The organism is Streptomyces mexicanus (assembly GCF_902506575.1).
GTDB lineage: Bacteria > Actinomycetota > Actinomycetes > Streptomycetales > Streptomycetaceae > Streptomyces > Streptomyces mexicanus.
The window spans coordinates 1-3,502 of sequence record NZ_LR732593.1; the positions used below are offsets into that span (position 1 = coordinate 1).

The following is a 3,502-nucleotide window of genomic DNA, read 5'->3' on the forward strand; positions in this document are numbered from 1 at the left end:
GGAGGGGGCGGGTCCATGGGCGGTCGGCAGGTGTCGGCGGCGCGGCGGCTGCTGGCCGAGGTGCTGGACGGTCCGCTGTCCGAGGCGGAGCGGGTGGCCGCGGCGCGCTCGGTGGTCGTCCGACTCGGTTCCGCGGAGCGGCTGTCGGAGCTGGTCGCCGAGCTGGCCGCGGGCGAGGGCGACCCGGCGGGAAACGCACGGCTGTCGTACCGGCACGTGCTCGGGTTCGACAAGCTGCTGCTGCTCCGGGACGGCTCCCGGCACATGCTGCGCGCGCACGTGTGGCACCCCGGCGCGGGCGGGGCGGGCGCGGAGGACATCCACAACCACCGCTGCGCGCTGGCCTCCTACGTGGTGCGCGGTCGGCTGGCGATGGAGTTGTACGCCCATGAGCCCGGCGAGGCGGACGGCCCTGGCCGAGCACGGGAACCGGGCGAGGCACAGGAGCCGGGCGAGGCGCACGCGCCGCGCGGCGGCGGGATCCCGGCGGCCCGCTATCAGGAGTCGCTCGCTCCCGGCCGGACGGCGGACTGGCGACTGGAGCCCGTGGGACCGGCACGGCTGCGGCTGGCCCACGCGGGGCGGTACGCGGCGGGCAGCGACTACGCCCTTCCCGCGCACACCCTGCACCGGGCCTGGTGCGACACGGACGCACCGACGGTGACGCTGTTCCTGGAGACGGGCGGCGAACGGCGGCGCCACACCGACGTGTTCACGGCGGCGGGCCCCCGCCCGCGGACGGTGCCGAAGGTGCCGCTCGGCGTGCCGGAGTACCTGGCCGCGCTGGGCTCGCTCGCGGAACTGCTCAGGGACGCGTGAAAACCTGTTCCCGCCCTCGGCCCAGGGGCGTGTGCGGCGGGCGGTCAGGCAGGAGCGGAGTGCTCCGCCCGGACGGCCTGCCGGACGACGTCCAGGTTGTAGGCGTCGATCTCGACCGTGGTGAGCTGGGAGGGGGCCAGCCAGGCGTACGCCTGGTCCGGCTCGGGGAGGTGGATCGCCCGGGTCAGCGGGCGGACCAGGAAGTTGTCCTGCCAGTTCTTGATCTCGTGGCCGCGGTAGTCGCTGAGGAAGGAGGACTCGCCGACCTTGCGCACGACTTCGCCGAGCAGCCCGGTCTCCTCCTTCAACTCGCGCAACGCGCCGTCCTCGGGGGACTCCCCCGGCTCCAGCTTGCCGCACGGCACGCCCCACACGCGGGGCAGGAACCGCTCCCGTTCGCTCCGGCGCACCAGGAGCACCCGGCCCTGGTCGTCCCGTACGACGGCGGCCGCCAGCCGCCTCTCGCCGGGGATCTCCATGTCCATGGTTCCCTCGGTTCCTCGCCGGTGATGGGTCCACAGGATCTGATACCCCAGAAAGCCTCCACGCTACCAGGACCGGGCCCCGCTGTCCGTGCGGTACGTCTCGTTCCGGGCGCCTCGCGGCCGGGTTCCGGCGGCCTGCGCGCCGCTCGCCGCCACCCGGGCCGATCCGTCCCCGCCGAGCGCCGGTCCGCCCCCGCCGGGTACCGCTCCCCCGCCTCGACAGAGTGCCTGGATGTCGTCGTACGTGGGCGTCGTGCCCTGCGGGACGCGGTCGGCCGCGACGGCGGTCACGGCGTCCAGGGCCGCGCCCAGGGCCCTGCGGTACAGCAACGAGCCGAGGCTGACGCGGCGGACACCGAGGTCGGTGAGGTGGGAGAGGCTGGGCCCGGCCGGTGAGAAGAGGATGTTGACCGGCGCTTCCACACGCGTCACCAGCCGGGCGATCGCCGCCGGTTCCCTCAGCCCGGGGACGAACACCCCGTCGGCGCCCGCCCGCACGTACAGGTCCAGTCGCCGCAGGGTCTCCGTCTCGTCCCCGTCGCCCAGCCAGTACGTGTCCGTGCGGGCGTTGACGAACAGGCCGGGCACGGCGGATTTGACGGCACGTACCTTCGCGGCGTGCCGGTCGGCCGGCCCGAGCCCGTCCTCCAGGTTGATGCCGACCGCGCCGACCGTCCACACCTCGTGTGCGAAGGCGGCCACGTCGTCGGGATCGTCGCTGAACCCGCCCTCGGCGTCGACGGACAGCAGCAGGGGCCGCGAGCCGAGGGCGAGGGCGAGACGGAGGGTGTGCTCCCGGGTCGCGGCGGCGCCGTCGGGCAGCCCGGCGGCCGCGGCCACTCCGAGACTGGTGGTGCCCACCGCCTGGAAGCCGCGGTCGGCCAGGGCCAGCGCGGAGGCGTGGTCCCAGGCGTTGGGCAGCAGCAGCGGCGCACCGGTGCGGTGCAGCGCGGCGAAGGCGGTGACGGCGGAGGTCATGACAGATCTCCCACGGCGTCGGCGTAGTACGTGGACTCGGCGAGGTGGTGGGCGAGTTCGCGGAAGCTCCAGCCGTCACCGGGCGAGTGGTCGAGCTGGGCCGCGGTGAGCGCGTCCAGCCGGTCGGCCCAGATCCGGGCCAGCCGGGTCAGGCGGCTGCGCGCCTCCTCCAGGTCCTGCGCGGTGAAGGGCGCGCGGTCGGCCTCGGTGGTGAGGGCGGAGGCGTGCCAGTGGTCGGGCTGCGGCTCCTCGCCGGCGAGCCGTGCCTCCATTTCGGCCAGGTGGTCGATCATGTGGTCGGCAACGCGGCGGATCGCCTTGTGCGGGGTGTAGACGCGGTCGTCGACGTGGGCGGGCGTGCCGTCCCAGGCGGTCCAGGTGGCGGCCAGGTCGAGCACGTGCTCGACCATGGACGTGACGGCTGCGGAGGGCGTCGCGCAAGTGGTCTGAGGCATACGGCCACGCTAGGGGCGCGTCGATTCGGCCCCCGCCGAAGTGTCGCGGGCGGACCGCCGGCGGCCCCTCCGGCGGACCTGCCTCCTCCGGCGGACCCCCTCCCGGCGGGCCTCCTCCGGCGAGCCCTCTCCGGCCGGGACGCCGCCCGCTCAGTTCCCCGGCGGGTGCCTCACCCGCCGGTCGCCGCCCGTTCGGCGGCACTGCGCTCCACGCAGAACTCGTTGCCCTCGGGATCGCGGAGCACGGCCCACCCGGTGCCGTCGGGCTTGCGGCGGTCGTCGGCCAGGGTGGCGCCCAGGGCGAGGATCCGCTCGACCTCCTCGTCGCGGCTGCGGTCCTGCGGCTGAAGGTCCAGGTGCACCCGGTTCTTGACCGTCTTGGGCTCGGGCACGGTGATGAACAGCAGTCCCGCGCCCTCGATCATCGCTTCCTCGTCCCCCGGCCGGTCGTCGGCGGCGACGGGCAGGTCGAGAACCCGCGACCAGAAGAGGGCCAGGGAGTAGGCGTCGGTGCAGTCGATCGTCGTGTGTCGGATGGCTGACGTCATGCGCGGATTGTGTCAGGCCCGTGGCCCCGGTCAACGGGATTCAGGAGGTGCACCGGACGCGCCGCGCGGCCCTGGGGGGCGGGGGGCGGGCTCCCCGACCGGGAAAAAAAAGTCTTGAGGGGGGAGCTGGCCGCGCCCCTCGCCGACCCGTAAGGTTCTGCGGGTTGCCGCGGAGACAGGGTGCTCCGTGACGACACCCCCGCCGCACCTGCGGCAC

At 74.6% G+C, this 3,502-nt stretch carries 5 protein-coding genes; 1 reads left to right on the forward strand and 4 read right to left on the reverse strand.

Annotated elements, in window-relative coordinates; genetic code table 11:
- Positions 1-15 precede the first annotated feature (15 nt).
- Positions 16-819 carry a hypothetical protein gene (locus GV126_RS32865; RefSeq protein WP_159674688.1) on the forward strand — a complete coding sequence of 268 codons (804 nt, stop codon included), beginning with the start codon at positions 16-18 and terminating at the stop codon, positions 817-819.
- A 44-nt stretch (positions 820-863) separates the two neighbouring features.
- Here the strand turns inward: GV126_RS32865 and GV126_RS32870 are convergent, their stop codons facing one another.
- From GV126_RS32870 to GV126_RS32885, 4 genes are all read right to left on the reverse strand, one after another.
- Positions 864-1,304 carry an NUDIX hydrolase gene (locus GV126_RS32870; RefSeq protein WP_159674690.1) on the reverse strand — a complete coding sequence of 147 codons (441 nt, stop codon included), beginning with the start codon at positions 1,302-1,304 and terminating at the stop codon, positions 864-866.
- Between the two features lie 63 nt (positions 1,305-1,367).
- Positions 1,368-2,282 (reverse strand): isocitrate lyase/PEP mutase family protein, encoded by a 915-nt coding sequence (locus GV126_RS32875; protein ID WP_159674692.1) that lies wholly within the window; start codon positions 2,280-2,282, stop codon positions 1,368-1,370.
- Positions 2,279-2,737: a hypothetical protein gene (locus GV126_RS32880; RefSeq protein WP_159674694.1), complete on the reverse strand. Its 459-nt coding sequence runs from the start codon at positions 2,735-2,737 to the stop codon at positions 2,279-2,281. The genes GV126_RS32875 and GV126_RS32880 overlap by 4 nt, the downstream gene beginning before the upstream one ends.
- Before the next feature lie 170 nt (positions 2,738-2,907).
- Positions 2,908-3,285 (reverse strand): VOC family protein, encoded by a 378-nt coding sequence (locus tag GV126_RS32885; protein WP_159674696.1) that lies wholly within the window; start codon positions 3,283-3,285, stop codon positions 2,908-2,910.
- Positions 3,286-3,502: the final 217 nt, after the last annotated feature.

What these genes read in the sequence shown, in the direction of transcription:
- GV126_RS32865 (WP_159674688.1), top strand. Translation starts at nt 16, where the DNA reads ATGGGCGGTCGGCAGGTGTCGGCGGCGCGGCGGCTGCTGGCCGAGGTG.
- GV126_RS32870 (WP_159674690.1), bottom strand. Translation starts at nt 1,304, where the DNA reads ATGGACATGGAGATCCCCGGCGAGAGGCGGCTGGCGGCCGCCGTCGTA.
- GV126_RS32875 (WP_159674692.1), bottom strand. Translation starts at nt 2,282, where the DNA reads ATGACCTCCGCCGTCACCGCCTTCGCCGCGCTGCACCGCACCGGTGCG.
- GV126_RS32880 (WP_159674694.1), bottom strand. Translation starts at nt 2,737, where the DNA reads ATGCCTCAGACCACTTGCGCGACGCCCTCCGCAGCCGTCACGTCCATG.
- GV126_RS32885 (WP_159674696.1), bottom strand. Translation starts at nt 3,285, where the DNA reads ATGACGTCAGCCATCCGACACACGACGATCGACTGCACCGACGCCTAC.